The 17,802-nt window shown below is 35.9% G+C and carries 11 protein-coding genes; 5 read left to right on the top strand and 6 right to left on the bottom strand.

Annotated features, from left to right (window positions below):
• Positions 1 to 15: 15 nt before the first annotated feature.
• The 5 genes from CG11_RS09875 to prs all read right to left on the bottom strand — a co-directional run bounded on the left by CG11_RS09875 (position 16) and on the right by prs (position 7,186).
• The gene (locus tag CG11_RS09875) at positions 16 to 2,511 is read right to left on the bottom strand and encodes a TonB-dependent receptor (RefSeq protein ID WP_052595653.1); all 2,496 of its coding nucleotides are present in this window, start codon (positions 2,509 to 2,511) and stop codon (positions 16 to 18) included.
• Between the two features lie 398 nt (positions 2,512 to 2,909).
• Positions 2,910 to 3,584 (bottom strand): hypothetical protein, encoded by a 675-nt coding sequence (locus tag CG11_RS09870; protein WP_156039721.1) that lies wholly within the window; start codon positions 3,582 to 3,584, stop codon positions 2,910 to 2,912.
• A gap of 16 nt (positions 3,585 to 3,600) precedes the next feature.
• Entirely contained in the window at positions 3,601 to 4,587 is a 987-nt protein-coding gene (locus CG11_RS09865) for a hypothetical protein (RefSeq protein ID WP_052595648.1), read from the bottom strand.
• A 249-nt stretch (positions 4,588 to 4,836) separates the two neighbouring features.
• On the bottom strand, positions 4,837 to 6,291 hold the full coding sequence (locus tag CG11_RS09860) for a nicotinate phosphoribosyltransferase (RefSeq protein WP_052595645.1): 1,455 nt from the start codon (positions 6,289 to 6,291) through the stop codon (positions 4,837 to 4,839).
• 55 nt (positions 6,292 to 6,346) lie between these two features.
• A complete protein-coding gene (gene prs, locus CG11_RS09855) occupies positions 6,347 to 7,186 on the bottom strand; it encodes a ribose-phosphate diphosphokinase (RefSeq protein ID WP_052595644.1) in 840 nt (279 codons plus the stop codon).
• A gap of 461 nt (positions 7,187 to 7,647) precedes the next feature.
• Here prs and CG11_RS09850 point away from each other — a divergent pair, with 461 nt between their 5' ends.
• From CG11_RS09850 to CG11_RS09830, 5 genes are all read left to right on the top strand, one after another.
• Positions 7,648 to 8,607 carry a WG repeat-containing protein gene (locus CG11_RS09850; RefSeq protein ID WP_197043819.1) on the top strand — a complete coding sequence of 320 codons (960 nt, stop codon included), beginning with the start codon at positions 7,648 to 7,650 and terminating at the stop codon, positions 8,605 to 8,607.
• A gap of 303 nt (positions 8,608 to 8,910) precedes the next feature.
• On the top strand, positions 8,911 to 10,869 hold the full coding sequence (locus tag CG11_RS09845; RefSeq protein ID WP_052595640.1) for a YgiQ family radical SAM protein: 1,959 nt from the start codon (positions 8,911 to 8,913) through the stop codon (positions 10,867 to 10,869).
• A gap of 63 nt (positions 10,870 to 10,932) precedes the next feature.
• Positions 10,933 to 11,310: a hypothetical protein gene (locus CG11_RS09840; protein WP_052595638.1), complete on the top strand. Its 378-nt coding sequence runs from the start codon at positions 10,933 to 10,935 to the stop codon at positions 11,308 to 11,310.
• 397 nt (positions 11,311 to 11,707) lie between these two features.
• Positions 11,708 to 13,237, top strand: coding sequence for an aldehyde dehydrogenase family protein (locus CG11_RS09835; RefSeq protein ID WP_052595637.1), 1,530 nt, complete (start codon positions 11,708 to 11,710; stop codon positions 13,235 to 13,237).
• 150 nt (positions 13,238 to 13,387) lie between these two features.
• Positions 13,388 to 14,500, top strand: coding sequence for a lipopolysaccharide assembly protein LapB (locus CG11_RS09830; protein ID WP_052595634.1), 1,113 nt, complete (start codon positions 13,388 to 13,390; stop codon positions 14,498 to 14,500).
• A 128-nt stretch (positions 14,501 to 14,628) separates the two neighbouring features.
• Here CG11_RS09830 and CG11_RS09825 read toward each other — a convergent pair whose 3' ends face one another.
• A complete protein-coding gene (locus tag CG11_RS09825) occupies positions 14,629 to 17,424 on the bottom strand; it encodes a DUF3458 domain-containing protein (RefSeq protein ID WP_052595633.1) in 2,796 nt (931 codons plus the stop codon).
• Positions 17,425 to 17,802: the final 378 nt, after the last annotated feature.

The following is a 17,802-nucleotide window of genomic DNA, read 5'->3' as shown; positions in this document are numbered from 1 at the left end:
AAACTAAGATAGTATTTATTTTACAAAACGTACTCGCAAACCTGCGGTTACTCGAATTGGATCTTGTGGTGCTTGTTCAAATACAGGAGTTGCTACTTGAGTCATGTTATAGTATCGTGCGTTTGTAAGGTTGCGAACTCTAACAAAAATATCTAAGGCAAACTTTTTTCGTTTACTTTCATAAATTCTATAATTAGCAAATGCATTTAATAAAAAGAATGGTTGATTCCCAACGCCTAATTGATTGAAGCTAGATGTTCTAAAGAAGCCACGAGCGTGAATATTTAATCTCTTATACTTAAAGGTTAAGCCTGCTTTGACGGTATGTTGTGCCGAAAAAATAAGAGGCAAACTATCATTCACCCGACCATCAGAGAGAGAATAGCTTGCATAGACGTTAATTTTAGTCGTTTTTCTCTGGTCAAAATAATGTTGAAATAGAGCTTTAAAAGTACCTCCATAAGAATAAGCGGTCGATTTGTTAACAGATCGCTCAACAACATCAATGGGAATTCCAAGAAACTCTTCTCCAAAAGTTATTTCTAAATCAACCAAGTTCGTAATCGAATTATAATACCCACCTAAACTTAAGGATAATTGCTCGTTGGTATAACTGGTAGAAAACTCCGCACTTCTAATTTTTTCGGGTGCTAAGTCAGGATTGGGCAAATGCCAAAAATTACCTCTAAAGGCATTAAAATCACCATTTTGGTCATTTTCTATAGAAAAACTCCCAAAATGTTCAAATCTTTTCTCTGGAGAAGGTGCTAGGAATGCTTCTCCATAAAACAATTTAAAACGGAGGGTCTCCACTGGTTTTATAACAATTCCCAAGCGAGGGTTAATATCATAATATTGCTGTACATTATCACTATCTTTGAGCTTAGAGGCGCTATAATCAAAGCGAGCTCCTAGGGTTATCAACAAAAAATTATTGATGTTTCCCTGATATTGTAAAAATGTCCCTGCATAATGTTGGTCAAAGAAATAAAATTTAGAAGCAACAGCCTGATTGGTTCCATTTTTATCTTCCACATTGGTACCTATATAATAAAAATTTTGATCTGCTGCGGGTTGAAATGGGTTGTATTGAAAAGGCAAATCACTACTTTTGGGAAGTCCATAGGTGTATTGATAGGAAAGCCCCACAATCAAATTATGCCTCTTGTGCAGACTGATATTGATCGACTCATTTAATTTGATGTTGTGGTTAAAACCATATTTAAACCCTTTCTTATAACTGGTAAAGAAATTGATGAATTTAGAATTGTTGTTGATATTGTAATAATTCCAATTGAGGCTAGACAAAATAGAAACTTTACTATTAGGCTTCTTTTTCCAAAGATGTTTTACGTAAGCATTGGTTAAGGATATACTATACTGTGCTTCTGGAATATAAGGGGAAAAGCCAGGTTTGTTTCCCAAGGAGGAACTATGTGTTTGGGTATTGTGCATGGCACCTAATTCAAGCTGCTTTATATTTAGTTTTCCATGCGCAAAATAAGCCAAACGAGTAAGATCAAAGGGGGCAATATCAATTTGAGTTGTATCTGTCCTAGACAAGTTATTAAGGACATAACCATTGGTGCTATATTGATTGTTGTGCCATGCGAATTCTTGAGGATAAAGCTTACTCAAATTAGGTTCTTTGGAATAGTAAACCCCACCATTTAAGTTAAATGAAATATCTTTATTTCCAAATCCTGTAAAAAAGTTATTTTCAGTAGTATGGTACATACCATAACTGCCTTCTATTTCTGCCCGTTGTGTTTTATAACCATCTTTAGAAATAATATTAATTACGCCTGTAAAGGCATCGGCTCCGTATAATGCAGAAGCGGGACCTAGAATAATTTCTACTCGTTTGGCGTATCGAATGAGAAAGTTTTTATCAACAGTATGTTGAGTAGTTGCCATTGAGTTGATGCGCATTCCATCTAGCAAAATCAAAAAACGTTCTGATCCTTGAATACCTCTGACAGTGATGTGGTTGTAATAAACCCCTGTTGCCTTATCTTGAATTTCTACTTCGGGAATATCTTCTAAAATATCTGTTAACGAAGTATACCCTCGTTCTTCTATTTCTTGATTGGTTACAATATGAACAGAAGCAGGTGCATTTAATAAACTCTCTGAATTTTGAGAAGCTGTTGTAATTTTTGTATTTAAACGTTCCCTTACTGTCGTTTCGGCATCTTCGTTAAAGGGAGTAAGTTGGATTTGTATGCGGGCTGTTTGCCCTGTTTCAAAAGCGTATACTTGTGGCAAATAGTCTTCTGCATCAATAGATAGGCGATGTTTTCCTATAGGAATATCACGTAGAACAAATTTCCCTTCAGCATTGGTTGTCGCTGAAATAATGGGACTGTGATTCAGTAATTCGACTAAGGCATTTTCAATAGGAGCTTGTGTTTCTTGGTTGAGAACAGTTCCTGTTATGCTTTGTGCTTGAAGCCAATTATTAAAACAAAACAAACAGAAAATTACTGTAAGTAGTAAGGGACATTTCATAAGACGTGTGGGGAACAAAAGTTATAAAATAAATTAAATACTCAATAACTTTGGGAGAGAAAGGGATTATAAATATAACTTTTTTCAATAAAAAACCAATAATAAATTGCTGAAGAACAGTTAAAAATAATGCTCTAGGAGATGTCTGCCTCAACTAATACTATTTTGTTTTTTATTTGTTGTTGATTGTTAGTTGATTATGGGTGTTGTTGCTTGATGTGTTTTTCTTTGGAAATTGTTGAATCTCAGATGGTATAAGCAATATAGGTAGTGATTCCAAGGTGTTTATAATCTGAAAATAGAAATGCAGTATGCGTGCCTTAAAGTTTGATAAAAAATAAAAAGAGCAAAAACTTCTCAAATGGAAGTCCTTGCTCCACAAACTCAAATTTTATAAGCTACATTTCTTCTGCTTGCTGTTTTGCTAATCGCTTGGCACGTTTTTCTTTGGCAATTTTTGAATCCCAAATAGTATAGCCTAAGTAGGTTGTTAATCCAGAATGCTTGAACCAAATGTCATCATTCCAATACCTAAAGGTTGTTAATCCAACTTGTAAACGGGTACCCAATCTAAATTGTTTCCAGTTGGCTTCTGCTCCTAAGATGGCATTTAGATTACCTCTGAATTTAAACTCATAGTCATCAGGGTAAAAGTAAATACCTAAATTGGTCAATCGCATTCCTGCTTCAAAGCCACTTTCTATTGTTAGATTCCAGTTTTTAGGCAAATCCAATCGAAAACCAGCGATAATAGGAAGATTCAAATACATTTCTGCCCAAATATCAGGATCTCCCCAAAATGCACTACTTCCCCAGATGGCAATAGAAAGACCAGTAGAGAGTCGAAGTTTTTTCCAGTCGTACTCATATTCAAAAGCTAGATAAGGTTTATGAAGTACAGGAAGGGCAAACAAGTCATCAAAAATGGGACCTTTTTTGGCATCAGGGCTTAGAAAAGTTTGAATTTTAGAAGCCGTCCATCCCCCATAAGCACTGATTTTGTGTTGTGCTTGACTATTTGTTAATAGTATATGTAAGAAAAATACTATTAAGAATAAATATTTTCTTTTCACTAGTTTTTGTTTAAATTTATAAATCACTCCAATCAAGTGGGCATCCCTGCCAAGCTACTTTGATTCGAATACTAGAAATTTGATCGTTCATATGCCCACAGAGTGGCATCCATACTCTGTTTGTTAGGGAAGGGATACAAGCTTCTTGAATACCTTGCCCTTCTCTTATAACCATTTTATGCCTACTACAAGCATACTGCGCATAATGCGTGTCCTTATACAAGGCATAACAGACACCATCTGCGCCGTCTACATAATTTACACAAAATGAAGAAATACAACCATCCCAATTATTTCCATTGGCTTGGAACTCCTTTGATAAGTCAGGGTTGGCTGTTGTTCTATAGCAGCCCCAAGCTCCATGTGTCCAAGTAACTGTATTTGGTGCTGTTTCTATGTCGAGCATATTGCCTTGCATATTATCGTGTACAAATACCTGCATTAAAGGACCAGATCGTTGATTTTTATGGGCTTCTTTTTTACCAATAAAGTCTTCTATTCGTTTGGGCAAGTCATTGGCAATTTTTAGTTCGGTATAGATGCCCTTAATATGTTGTAAAGCCTCGGTGTAAATGTTAGGATTGTTAAAGTCCAAACGTTCTCCATACTTGTTGAGTAATAAAATTCTTAATTCATCAATTCGGTGTGCGAGTTTAAATTTTCGACCAATAAGGGGATAGCCATTTTTCTCGACATAGTCGTATGCCTCAAATTCAGAGTCAAATAAGAAATGATGATTGGAAGGGTGATAAGAAAATTCAAAGCTAGTTAGAGGTTTGCCTTTGGTGGCTAGTTCTAGAGCTTCTAAATTTTCATCTTCAACAAAGTTTCCTGTATTGCCTTCTAAGAAATGCAAGGGATAAGTTTTCCCTTTGTAATAATAAACCACATCAGCTGAACTGTTTCTTGCCTGTGGGACGTTATTGGTTAGGTTAGTTGATTCTTGCTTAGAACAGGCAAGAGTAACTCCTAACACACAAAAAAGATACAAGATTTTTTTCATAGTTTATATAAATTAAGTGATTGTGAATTTATACAAAGCTAATTGACCTGTTTAACCTATTCAAAAACAATAAGTTGTGAATTTCTCGTTTTTGAATGTTAAAGGCGATATTTTAGAATGTGTAATATTTTGTTAATTAGTTTTTTGTGAGTTGGTGCTGTTGTAGGATTTTTCCCATAAAAAAAGCAAAAATCCTATCTAAATAGAATTTTTGCTCAGTAAATCAATTAGTTATGAGGTTGTGTTGAATTAGAAATTTTTTAGAGTTGTACGAATTTCTTGTAAACTCCAATCAATTAATAATTTTCCGTCTCTAAATACCTCTTGCATGGCTCCTTTTTTCTCTTCTTCCCAACTGACTTGATCGACCAACGTATAGGTACCATTTTCTTTGATGACTTTGATGAGACCTTTTGCTGATTTTTTGGTTCCATCATCAGTGATAGGGTCCTTAAAAATTTCTCGTCCTACGCCATCTACTTCACCATAGGTCGCTTTCATCGCAAAACCAAAGGTATCTCTTGTATTGTATTGATAAGTAAAAGAACCAATTCCTAGCACAACATTGGTAGAAGCAAACCCTTTTTGTTTTAGACGCTCACAAATTTGAGTAGCACGTTCTAAAGTAATGCTATCACCATAAATAGCTCCAATATGCGGATCTAATTCTTTGTACCCTTTGGAATTAGTGGTTCCTCCAAATGTTTCCCACAGACTTTCAACAACTCCTTTACGCTCAATAGCCGTTTTACCATTTGGATTACCGCAGATAATATCAATAGGATCACCACTATCAGGACGAATAACGACTTTTCCATCTCTAGCCAAAATTTTAGCTTTTAAGGCAGGAAGATATTCTGTCAGCACCTTCCACAAATCCCAAGTATCTGATACAATGGATACAACTCCATTGGGATAAATCTCTGTCACCAGACGTTCAAATGTTTCTAATTCGCCAGAATTGGTTCCCATACACATAACAGAATGTTCTGTTGCAGCAACACTACCTCCCACCAATTCTTTGTCCGAATCGGCATTGTAGTAATGCTCCAAAAAATCAATAGTAGGAATGGTATCGGTACCCGTAAAGCTTAGTAAATGTCCTGCTGAAGACATCATTCCAGCTTCTAAACCCGCCATTCCACGCATAGAAAAGTCGTGTCCTTGCCAATCTACAAAACTAAGGTCACTGGCTGTTTCTTGTGCATACTTATCTAAAATTTGACGATATTTTTTTGCCAAAGTAGCAGAAGTACAAGGCATCCAAACCGTAGCAGATAGTAGTGTCTCAAAATAATTTGTCAACCAAAAAAACTCAGGTTTTGTATTGTACATGGTAAACATTGGCACACGGATAGGAACACTGACTCCTTCTGGCAATGCTTTTATAACCATGGGGATATAACCCAAGTCGTGTAAGGCTGCTATGTGCTCTGTTCCTACCGAGTTAGGTCCTAAATAGTTGTTGATTCTACGAGCATATTGTTGGATGATCTTGTCCTTAGGTTGGTCAAAAAAGTTGCGTTGAAAATCTTCTAAGATATATTTTTTGATAAAATATTGTAAACCAAAGAAAACAACTTGATCAATGCCTTTTATCCTACTTTTTCTAGGTGTCCAGTTGGAATAGACAAGCGATGTATTATCAGGGTATTGTCTTCTGTGGTCTACTTTATATCCGTCAGTATATAATAATGGATTCATTGTCTTCTATTTTATTGTTTTTAAATTTTTTTAATCTTGTTTAGGCATTTTTTTGCTATAGCAAGCCATTGGCTAAGTTTATTTGAACTAGTTGAGGATGGGCATCCATCGTACGAATAGAATTTGTAGTGAAAATAACATCATAATATTGAGCTAAGTCGCTCAGTCCCTTGCTGAAAATGCCATGACTAACTGCCAAATATAGTTTTCCTGCATTTTTATTTTTTAGTTCTGTCGCCAATCCCATAAACGTACCTCCACCATCACAAATATCATCGACAACAAGACAATCGGCACCCTCTAAATCATCAGAATAAACTTTAAAGCCCGATAGTTGACCAGTTTTTACATCCCTAGATTTAGACCCTTCTACAACGTCCATACCTCCTAAAGCAGCGGCAACTTTATAGATTTTTTTTAGTGCTCCTCCATCGGGAGAGACTAGTTTTACATTACCTGTTTGCGCAATGACTTGGCGTATAAAAGCATGATTGGTAACGGCATTGCAATTTTGGAGAAGAGCAATCGCTACTTCTGAATGGGCATCATAGATGGTGACTTGTTTTAAGGCTAGATTGTTGATCAATTCGGCATATACTTTAACAGATAAGGCTTCTCCTGTTACCATAACTCGATCTTGGCGGGCAGCAGGAAAATAAGGAATGATCAAATTGATTGCCTTGATTCCTGAGCGTTGAAGTGCATCTACTGCAATCAAAAGCAAGCCCATATCATTAAAAGAATTGATACGATGGGTAATTGTCACCTCATCTACTAGCTTAAGGTCGCTTTGGATTTTGATGTGAGGTTCGCCGCCAGAAAAAGTAAAAGACTGAAACTGAATGCTATTTTCTTTTCCAAGGGGAGTGAATAAAGGATCTAAATTCAAATTCATTGTGTTCATTGATCGTTTTGATTTTAGCACGGTTGATGATGTTAATAGTTGGCTGTTGTGTTTAAGTTTTAGAAAGCTGCTTTTTATAAAGTTACAATAAAAAACAACTTTGCTTATATTTTAAACTAAGTATTTTCTATAAAAGTTCACAGACCACTCTAAAAATATACAAAAAAATAGAAAAATTAGGTCTTATAGTTGCTCTTATATAAACATAGTGCATTAAATATCAAGGATGAAAAAATAATAATTTTTGATAATTATTTGATTAATAATTTTTTACATTGTATCTTTGTGCCCCTTTTTGGGTAAAAAAAGAGCAAATAGAAATATTCCCACTAATATAATTTTGATAATCATTACAATACCTACAAATTATGCAATTAAAATCCATATACATAATCGTTCTTTGTTTGCTTCATTTGGCAACACAAGCACAACAACTACATCAGAACGCTAGAATGAAAAAAATAATTGATTTTGATCAGCAGCATTATTTTGCACAAAATCAAAAGGGGAAATGGGGCTTTTGTTTGGCAGGTGGTCGAGCTGTTGTTGCAATGCAATACGATACTTTATTGGCACTAGATAGAATCCATTTTAACCCCAAAGATTATTCAATGCAATATACGCATACGAACTATTTGATAGGAAAAAAAGAAGCTGAGCAACTGCTATTGAATTTGAAAGGCGAAACGCTGTTAAAAGCCAATGGTATTATGCCTCGTTTGATGGGAGATGTTGTGTTGGTGCGGATAGGAACCTCTTGGGGGTTGGCAAAAACAGATGGAAAATTTTTGCTATCTGCCAGTTGTTCAGAAATTGAATGGTACAATGATGTTTTGGCATTAAAATATGAAGGTAAATGGAAGTTATTTAATCCCCAACACAAAAATCAGACATTAACTACATCGTACAGTACGGTACAGGAGGTGGTTAATAATACAAGGTATAATCAAAAAGAAACTTTTTTATTGGTTCAGCAAGATGATAAATGGGGCGTATTGAATGAGAATTTGAAGCCAATTATTCCGATTGAAAAAGAGCAACTGAAGCCGATTGTAACGGTGAATAAATATTCTAAAAAGAAGACACAATTTTTAGTTAAGGAAAAGAACCTATGGGGGGTAGTGGATATTGATAATAAATCAATCTTAGAGGTGGCATATGCTCAAATTGATTTGGTACAATGGTCTAGGACAACATTAAATATAGCACAGCAGCCTTTGTTTGTCGTTACTAAAAATGGAAAAAGAGGAATATTGAATCAAGAAGGAACAGTTGTTTTGCCGATTAATTATGATGCAATAGACTTCAAAAAAGAGCATTTTGATGGTGTTTTTGAAATTAAAAAAGAAAATACCACCAGCCAAGTACAATGGGATGGTTATCAAATAGTAGAAATGAGTATGAAGCCTTAATGGGTACGTTTTTTGGAATGATTGGTGAACCAGAAGCCTTTTTTGAGGTTGAATACACAATGAAATGAATTGCTGATGACTTTTAAGCATTCCTAACAGTACTTAAATAATGGAGTAACGAATGATTATAAGGGGTTATAGATTCGTTTTCTTATGACGATTTGTACTACTTGATGCTTGAGGGATATTTGATTGTATCGCTATTATGGCTTATCTTTGCAATGTTGTCGGTGTGAGTTGACTGTATTGAATTCGTAACTTCAACAAACTAGGACATAGAATAACAGGTTTAAATTATATAAAATGCAAGACCAACATCAAATAACAGATTGGCTACCAACTACTAAAAAAGAAGTTGAGAAACGAGGGTGGGAAGAACTGGATGTCATCTTATTTAGTGGAGATGCCTATGTGGATCATCCTGCATTTGGCGCGGCCGTTATAGGGCGAATTATCGAAAGCATGGGCTTCAAAGTAGCCATTGTTCCTCAACCGAATTGGCAAGATGATTGGCGTGATTTTAAAAAATTGGGCAAGCCAAGATTGTTTTTTGGAGTAACATCGGGATGTATGGATTCTATGGTCAATCATTATACTGCCAATCGCCGTAGACGCTCTACCGATGCTTATAGTCCAGGAGGGAAAAGTGGCTTTAGACCAGACTATACAACAACTGTTTATACCAAAATTCTCAAAGAAATTTACCCTGATGTGCCTGTTATGATTGGAGGTATCGAAGCCTCTTTGCGTCGGGTAACACATTACGACTATTGGAAAGATGAGTTATTGCCAACAATTTTAGAAAGTTCACAAGCCGACATCTTGGTGTATGGCATGGGAGAACAACCCCTACGGGACTTGGTTACTTTATTGGATAAGGGAGTGCCTTTTTCGTCTTTGAAAACAATTGCTCAAACAGCATTCTTAGTTGACAAAGGAAATTTACCTAAAAATAAAAATTGGAAAGATAAAATCTTGCATTCACACGAAGTTTGCTTGCAGGACAAAAAATCCTTTGCCAGTAATTTTAAATTTATAGAACAAGAATCCAATAACCTAAATGCGAAACGTCTGTTGCAAGATGTTGGGGACAAAACCTTGGTCATTAATCCTCCTTACCAGACCATGACCGAAACAGAAATAGATGCTTCTTTCGATTTGCCGTATACGCGCAAACCACATCCTAAATACAAGAAGAGAGGCGCTATACCTGCCTACGAAATGATTAAATTTTCGGTTAATATGCATAGAGGTTGTTTTGGTGGTTGTAGTTTTTGTACAATTTCAGCACACCAAGGTAAGTTTATAGCAAGCCGATCTAAGGAGTCGATCTTAAAAGAGGTTGAACATATTACACAAGACGATGATTTTAAAGGATACATTAGTGATTTGGGAGGACCTTCTGCCAATATGTATCGGATGAAAGGAAAGGTACAAGCAATTTGTGACAAATGTATTAGCCCTTCTTGTATTTCGCCGACTATTTGTAGTAACTTGGATACGTCTCATGCGCCAATGACGGAAATATATAGAGCCGTAGACGAACATCCTAAAGTCAAAAAGGCATTTATTGGTTCTGGTATTCGTTATGATATGTTGGTGCCAGAGTTTAATAAAAATGCTGATGTGGCAGATTTGGAAGAATATTCTGAACAGTTGATTACTCGTCACGTATCTGGTCGTTTAAAAGTAGCACCAGAACATACTTCGGATAATGTTCTAAAGATAATGCGCAAACCATCGTTTAAGCATTTTCACTCTTTTAAAAAGATGTTTGATCGAATCAATAGTAAGCATGATTTGAAGCAACAACTAATTCCTTATTTTATCTCTAGTCATCCTGGGTGTGAGTTGGAAGATATGGCTAATTTAGCAGCTGAAACAAAGGATATGGGCTTTCAGCTAGAACAGGTGCAAGATTTTACGCCAACACCAATGACCGTTGCAACGATTATTTACTATTCGGGGTATCATCCATATACCTTACAACCTACTTTTACCCCCAAAGCTGAAGATGAAAAAAGAGACCAACACCGCTTTTTCTTTTGGTACAAACAAGAAAATCATCGTTGGATTAAAAATGTGTTGAGCAAGGCTAATCGCCAAGATTTGATCAATCAACTCCTCTCTTCTGCAGCTCCAAAGGGGAGTAGTCCTAAGAACAGAAAAGGACCCAAAGGACGAAACAACAAGGCTTACAAGAAAAATTTTCATAAAAAAAAGAAACGAAACTCCACTCTTTCTAGAAAAAATGATCATTAACATTACGATTTTAAGGAATGAGATGGGGGCAAGTTGATAGAAATGCTTTAAACCTATAGCTCAATGAAGAAAGCCATCTTTTTTAATCTATTCATTAGCATTGCTTGGATTCCTTATGCCATGCAACGTTGGCTCGAAATGCCTTACTCAGAGGGTGTTTGGTCATCAGAAGTAATTATTATTTATGTGGCTTTTTTTATTGCCGTAGGCTTGGCAATAAGTAATACTTTGTTGATTTTTACTTATAAATCCATCAAATACAAACGCATATTTGCCAAATTGACAATGATCCATCTTGCTGGATTGTTACTCTATCCTATTTATTCAGGAATTGTTATTGCTAGTACAGGAAATATTGCTTGGGTCGATATATTGGCCATTGGTATTTTGTATGGCAATTTGTGGTTAATGAATCAAGCGTACCAAAAAATAATTGCTTGAAAATAGAATCCTGCTTTCATTATTTTTTACAGTACTTCGTGGCTTTTTCTTATAGAAATAATAATTTATCTTTTCTTCTCTTTATTCTTAGACTTGAATAGTATCTTTGCGGCATAAAGTTGATGAGTAATTCTAATTCATGGCTTTATATCGTCACCCACTGAGTTTTTAGTTTATAGAACTAGCTTGTATTTTGACAAATCGAGCTTTGTGAGTTTTCAATCCTAAAAGGTAGCTCATGGAATGAACAAAAACGATAAAAAAGCATTTTGTATTGCATGGATAATTGATTAGGTTACCAGCATAAATACAGCTTTGAGGTGGCTAGTATTAATTAGAAATAGTTATTGATAATCAATATACTATCCAATTAAATCATTTAATGAAGTAAAAACTTATGCAAGAAGTACTAAAAACACTAGGAATTCAAGAGGTAAATTTTGGAACTAGTACAGGTGTAGAATTTTTTGGCAATACCAATGCTAACTTGATAGAATCGTACTCTCCTGTAGATGGCAAGCTAATCGGAAAGGTAAGCACCACTACTAAAGAAGAGTATGCGCAAGTAATGGAACGTGCTCAAGAAGCTTTTAAGACTTGGCGTTTGATGCCTGCTCCTCAACGTGGAGAAATTGTTAGACAATACGGCGAAGCACTTCGTAAATATAAGGATGAGTTAGGTCGTTTGGTTTCTTACGAAATGGGAAAAAGCCTTCAAGAAGGATGGGGAGAAGTACAAGAAATGATTGATATTTGTGACTTTGCAGTTGGATTGTCTCGTCAACTATATGGATTGAGCATGCACTCTGAGCGTCCTTATCATCGTATGTACGAGCAATGGCATCCAATGGGAGTAGTGGGAATTATTTCTGCGTTTAACTTCCCTGTTGCTGTTTGGTCTTGGAATGCAATGATTGCTATGGTTTGTGGTAATGTTTGTGTATGGAAAGGTTCTGAGAAAACACCTTTATGTGCTGTTGCTTGTCAAAATATATTGGCAGAAGTATTAAAAGAAAATGATTTGCCAGAAGGCATTTCTGCTATTGTAACAGGAGATTACCAAGTAGGAGAGTGGATCAGCACAGATGCTCGTATTCCTTTGGTTTCTGCAACAGGATCTACTCGTATGGGGAAAATTGTTGCTAAAACAGTAGCAAGCCGTTTAGGGCGTTACTTGTTGGAGTTAGGAGGAAACAATGCTATGATTGTAACACCTTCTGCTGACTTAGACGTAACTTTAGTTGGATCTGTTTTTGGTGCTGTAGGAACTTGTGGTCAACGTTGTACATCTACACGTCGTTTGATTATTCACGAAAGTGTATACGACGATTTTGTGAAAAAATTAGCTCATGCTTATGGACAATTGCGCATTGGAGATCCTTTGGATCAAAACAATCATGTAGGACCATTGATTGATACTGCTGCCGTTGAAATGTATAATAACTCTATTGAAGAGGCTAAAAAATCAGGTGGTAAAGTATTGGTTGAAGGAGGCGTACTAGAAGGAGCTGGTTATGAAAGTGGTTGTTATGTAAAACCCTGCGTAATAGAGGTAGATGCACAATATGAAATCGTTAAACACGAAACATTTGCACCTATTTTATATGTCATGAAATATAGTAGCTTAGAGGAAGCTATTGAGATGCAAAATGATGTACCTCAAGGTCTTTCTTCTGCCATGATGACAACCAACTTGCGTGACTCTGAAAAATTCTTGAGTGTAGCAGGATCTGATTGTGGTATTGCTAATGTTAATATTGGTACTTCTGGTGCTGAAATCGGAGGTGCTTTTGGTGGTGAAAAAGAAACAGGGGGTGGACGTGAGTCTGGTTCTGATTCTTGGAAAGCATATATGCGTCGTCAAACCAATACAATCAACTATAGTACAGAGTTGCCATTGGCTCAAGGAATTAAATTTGACTTCTAAATCACATAGAAGAAAATATAGGTTTACCACAAACGCTGGCTTCATTCGAAGTTGGCGTTTTTTTTATAATTTATGAATTCAATTTTTTACAATTCTTAAGAACACAGAACCTTTTGCTTGTTTTTTGTGTACTATTGATTAAAAAAATCCATGAAAAAGATACCTTTTCTATTTTTATTATGCTATCTCATTAGCTTTGCTATACAAGCACAAATACCAACCAAAGAGTGGGATAAGCTAGGGCAAGAGATAGCTAAAGCACTTAATGCTCATGACCAAAGTGTTGATCAGTATTTTGATAAAACAGCATTTCTAAATCGTTTTATTCTTCAAAATCCTCGAAATAAGGACATCAAACAATTCAATCGAAAGATACGACACGAATGGAGATCGTTTAGTTTGGGGCGAACGTTGGCCAGTCAACCGATTCAGTACAAATACGAATACATCCGAATACATGAAGACTCATCTTTAGTCATCCGACAGTGGCATGAAGAGAGTGGCGTCAATTACTTTTTGTTTAAATTACAATACATCAACGGGCAGTGGATAGCAATGGATGTCTATGTTTTATTGACGGGGCAGTTTTTGAGTGAGACCATGAAAAATACAATATATCTGCCTACGGCGATTCGATTGATTCAAGGAGGAGAAGAAAGTCGTCGAGGAATGTCTAACGCAGAAATTTATATAGAGGCAACATATTTGCTGCGAAAGCAAGAATATCAACAAGCTTATACAAAGATTTCAGGCATTCCTTTAGATGAGCGATTAAAGGGGCATCAAATTCTAAAATTAAATTTAAGCTACCTACTAGAATCCAATGAAAAAATACTTAAAACAATTGAAGAATATCAAAAACTATTTCCAAACGACCCTTCTTTTGAGTTTATAATGTTGGATAAGTACGTTTTGGAAGAGACGTATGAGAAAGCTTTGGCTGCTGTACAAGTTATTGAGGATTTTATAGGAGAAGACGATTATCTGTATTATCAAAAAGGAGTGATTTATGAACAGTTGGAGGATTTTAAAGAAGCAGAAGTACAGATTAGAAAGGCTATTGCCAAACGACCCAATGAAGCGTTGTATTATTGGGAATTATTATCCATATTGGAGTGGCAAGAGGATTACAAAGGTTGTATAAAAACCTTGAAACAAATGCAGAAAGTATTGCCTCATACTAAAGAAGCTCTAGTAGAAACTGTGCGACAGTTTTATTATGTTTTTCCCTATAAAAAAGAGTTTGAACGTTGGGCAAAATAAGGAACTATTCAGATCGTTTTACAGGCATTTTTGACAAAGGTAAACTTGTCATATAAATCTAAAAAAGCAGTTTGCGTGTTATTCGCAAACTGCTTTTAGTATTCTTTAAAAGAAGGAATAAATAGGAATTACCAAGAACGATACAATCTCAATAAAGTAGGATCTTCTTCCCATTCTTTAATTTCTTCTATTGCCTCTGCAATAATATCGTAGGTATTGACTTTGGAAAACTCATCTACACGATCTAAAATACTACCAATTTCATTACCTTTTAAACGTTGAATGGCATCCACGGCACGTTCATAATTGGCGTTGGATTTGTCTTTTAGTAATATTTGAAGTTGCGTCAAAGCATCTTTGGTATCTTGCCCTTTTAAATCTAGGATTGATGTCTCGATTTTTTTATATTCTTTTTCTGCTTGGGAGAAATAATCATCTCGCAATTTTTTTAGAGCATTAGAAGCAGCATAACGTCCCCATTGAGAAACATCCTCATTGGTAGCAATGGTTTTAAAATAATCAATTTTCTCTCTAACCAAAGATTCGTCTTTGGTGTTTTCTAGTAAGGCTGCATAGCTATTGAAGAAAGTAAAACGAGCGTAATTATCTGTCTTATTCCAATTGTTTTCATAAAAAGGAATATGTTTTTTATCGCCAGTTTTTTCAAAAATAGCGGCAATACCCAAAAGAATAGAAACATTATCCTCTTTCTTCAAACGCTCCGCATATTCTGTTCCCAAAGCAGGGCTAGTTCTATAGATAGCTTGCAATGCGGCAGAGATGACAATATAAGACTGCTCTTTGTCAACCGCATTTTTGGCAACCTCCAAGTATTGAGCATCTTCCAAGCCTCCAATGCGTTCCATGGCAGCACGACGAACTTGAGAGCGTGGGTCTTTTTGAGCCAATTCGATCAATTTATTAATCAATAATTGGTCGTTAGGGTCAATATTAATGGCATCAATAGCTTGTTCACGGATAGACCAAAATGGATCTTTTAAAGCATCTCTAAACAATCGCTGCACATCAGGATTTTTATCCTGAGAATATCTCAATTCCTTTAACGCTTCATAGCGATTTTGATAACGTTTGCTTAGTCTAAATTGGTTGACTAACTCTTCTTTACTCTGTTTGTATTTACGTTTTCCTAAGATGACTCTTTCTGCATCTACTCCGACCCAAACAGGGGCACTTCCTGTATAAATGGAGAATGTTTGCTCCTGCTCTGTCATAATTACATTCGTACGTTGTGGTTTGCCACTAGCCGAGGTATAAACATCAATAGCAAAGGGGAGTATAAATACAGTACTTTCTTTATAGTTTTGAGTTTGTTTAACGGTTACTTTTAAGGTACGTGTTGCTTCGTCGTATGTCTTGGTAACAGTTAAGTCAGGATGCCCTGCTGTAAAGAACCACTGGTTGAAAAACCAGTTTAAATCTTCTCCTGTTACCTTTTCAAAAGCCAAACGCAAATTGTGTACCTCTGCTGCTTGATATTTATTATCTTCCAAATACTTTTTCAAGCTTGCAAAAAAGGCATCATCTCCAACATAGTTACGCAACATATGCAAAATAGTTCCTCCTTTGTTGTAACTATGAGCATCAAACATATCCTCTTTATCAGCATACCCGTAGTAAATTAAGGGGTGTTTGTCGCCTCCGATGATAGCTTGGTTCATATAACCATCAATTTCATTCTTGCGGATATAATCAGCAGCATCTCTACCGTATTTGTGTTCAAACCAAAGGTATTCGCTATAGTTTGCAAACGATTCGTTCAATGCAAGATTAGCCCAACTTTCGCAAGTTACCAAGTCACCAAACCAATGGTGCATCATTTCATGGGCTACAATACCTTCGTTGAGGTCGCTATTATCAATTAACTCTCTTGTTGTCATTTGAACAAAATCACCAAAGATCACAGCAGTTGTATTTTCCATAGCGCCAGAGACATAATCTCTTACAACGGCTTGCGAATATTTAGGCCAAGGATAACTAACTCCCAATTTTTCGGAGAAAAAGGTCAACATTTCAGGCGTGTTTTTATAAATAGCCTTAGCGTCTTTTTCGTATTTAGGCTCTACAAAGTATTGCAACAATTTATTGTTCCATTCTTCAGAGACAACAGCAAACTCACCAACAACCATCGCAAATAAATATGGTGCATGTGGCAAATCCATTTTCCAATAGTCAGTACGAGTACCATCCGAATTTTCAACCGAATTGACTAAGTTACCATTAGATAGTGTTTTGAAACGATCTTCCACCGTAATGAAAATTTCTTGAGTACAACGCTCGTTGGGGCGATCAATGGTAGGAAACCAACAAGAACTAGACTCCGTTTCTCCTTGTGTCCAAATTTGTTGAGGTTTGCCCTTTTCTGTTCCCAATGGATTGATAAAATAGAGTCCTTTGTCGGACGTAATTGCTTCGCTACCACCAACAGGCAATTCATTTGGTTTAGCAGTATACACAATGTACAAACGATACACTTCGTTGGCTTTATACGTTCGATCCAAGGTAATATAGAGATCCTTATTGTTCTCATATTTATATTGCAATGGTACTTGACCAGCAATACCAATTAAAGCAACTTTGTGAATATCAAAACCCTTTGCATCCAACCGCACCTGATTGGTTGGATGAAAAACAGGTTTTAATTCTAAAACAGCTTTTCCATTCAAATACTGATTTGCCCAATCAAAAGAAACATCTAGTTTGGTATGCAACAAGTCATTGGTACGAGTGGCACTAGGATTGTAAACAGGGCGCTCAAAATTGGATGTTCTAGAAGCCGTGACTGAAACGGTGTCCAAATCTCTGTTTTCAACCGTATAATCAACCGTAATAATTCTACTATTAGTTGTGCAAGCTGTCCAAAACAAGGCGATAGCAACTAAAGTAATTAAATGTTTGTGGGTCATCTATTGTCTATTTTTGATGTTTTAGTGTTAATGCATTCTATAAAAAATAATGACAGGGTAGCCATTGAGCAAGTTTTCGAAATTATACTAGTAATATAAAGAAGGGGGCTTAAAAAGTGTAGATAAGTAATTGTTTAGAAAAAGATATTTAAGTATTACGTAGTAGCTATCGCAATACACTTTAGCTTGCTAGAGCTTTTTGATTGGTACTAAAACTAAGTTTAGTTTTTATTCTTACTTTTTCTACCCACTTACTTAACTAAAAGAGCCCTGCAACAATGAACAACTTTAGATTCTTTCTGCTTTGAATCTGAAAAGTCACTACAATAATTTGCCAAGGAATAATTTTTTGCACAAAGCGCCTCCTTACAAAACTAA

Origin of the sequence: Aureispira sp. CCB-QB1, assembly GCF_000724545.1 — a bacterium.
GTDB lineage: Bacteria > Bacteroidota > Bacteroidia > Chitinophagales > Saprospiraceae > Aureispira.
This window is presented reverse-complemented; position numbering and strand designations above follow the sequence as displayed.

What these genes read in the sequence shown, in the direction of transcription:
- CG11_RS09875 (WP_052595653.1), bottom strand. Translation starts at nt 2,511, where the DNA reads ATGAAATGTCCCTTACTACTTACAGTAATTTTCTGTTTGTTTTGTTTT.
- CG11_RS09865 (WP_052595648.1), bottom strand. Translation starts at nt 4,587, where the DNA reads ATGAAAAAAATCTTGTATCTTTTTTGTGTGTTAGGAGTTACTCTTGCC.
- CG11_RS09860 (WP_052595645.1), bottom strand. Translation starts at nt 6,291, where the DNA reads ATGAATCCATTATTATATACTGACGGATATAAAGTAGACCACAGAAGA.
- prs (WP_052595644.1), bottom strand. Translation starts at nt 7,186, where the DNA reads ATGAATTTGAATTTAGATCCTTTATTCACTCCCCTTGGAAAAGAAAAT.
- CG11_RS09850 (WP_197043819.1), top strand. Translation starts at nt 7,648, where the DNA reads ATGAAAAAAATAATTGATTTTGATCAGCAGCATTATTTTGCACAAAAT.
- CG11_RS09845 (WP_052595640.1), top strand. Translation starts at nt 8,911, where the DNA reads ATGCAAGACCAACATCAAATAACAGATTGGCTACCAACTACTAAAAAA.
- CG11_RS09840 (WP_052595638.1), top strand. Translation starts at nt 10,933, where the DNA reads ATGAAGAAAGCCATCTTTTTTAATCTATTCATTAGCATTGCTTGGATT.
- CG11_RS09835 (WP_052595637.1), top strand. Translation starts at nt 11,708, where the DNA reads ATGCAAGAAGTACTAAAAACACTAGGAATTCAAGAGGTAAATTTTGGA.
- CG11_RS09830 (WP_052595634.1), top strand. Translation starts at nt 13,388, where the DNA reads ATGAAAAAGATACCTTTTCTATTTTTATTATGCTATCTCATTAGCTTT.
- CG11_RS09825 (WP_052595633.1), bottom strand. Translation starts at nt 17,424, where the DNA reads ATGACCCACAAACATTTAATTACTTTAGTTGCTATCGCCTTGTTTTGG.